Source organism: Streptomyces xanthophaeus (assembly GCF_000725805.1).
Classification (GTDB): Bacteria; Actinomycetota; Actinomycetes; order Streptomycetales; family Streptomycetaceae; genus Streptomyces; species Streptomyces xanthophaeus.
In genome coordinates this window covers 1-564 of the sequence record NZ_JOFT01000106.1, presented here as the reverse complement: position 1 = coordinate 564, position 564 = coordinate 1, and the positions used below count along the sequence as shown (strand labels likewise).

The 564-nt window shown below is 69.5% G+C and carries 1 protein-coding gene; it reads left to right on the top strand.

Annotated features, from left to right (window positions below):
• Window positions 1-564, top strand: a 564-nt coding sequence (locus IO30_RS0129075) for a class II glutamine amidotransferase (RefSeq protein ID WP_031147818.1), incomplete at its 5' end; no start/stop codon positions are given.

Sequence of the window (564 nt, the reverse complement as noted above, 5' to 3'; positions counted from 1 at the left end):
ACGGGGACGGCGGTGCAGCAGTCGAACTGCCATCCCTTCCGGCACGGGCGCTGGATGTTCATGCACAACGGGGCCATCACCGGCTTCCACCTGATGCGCCGTGACCTGACCCTGCTCGTCGATCCCGCCCTGTACGCGGACATCGGGGGGACCACCGACTCCGAGGTGATGTTCTTCCTGGCCCTGACCTACGGGCTGGAGGAGGACCCGCCGACCGCCGTCGCCAGGATGGCGGGGGTCGTGGAACGCGTGGGCCGTGAGCACGGGGTGGAGTCCCCGCTCCAGATGACCCTCGCCGTCACCGACGGCGAACGGGTCTGGGCGTTCCGGTACTCCAGCGGGCACACGTCCCGGTCGCTGTTCTACAGCAGCCGGGTGGACTCGCTCCGCAGGCTGCACCCCGACGTCGCGTTCCTGCAGGACGTCTCCGAGGACACCCGCCTGATCGTGTCCGAGCCGCTGGGTGACCTCCCGGGTGCCTGGAACGAGGTGCCGGAGAGCACGTACGGCGTCGTACAGCCCGGGGCCGACGAACTGAGGCCCTTCACCCCGATACCGGCCTGA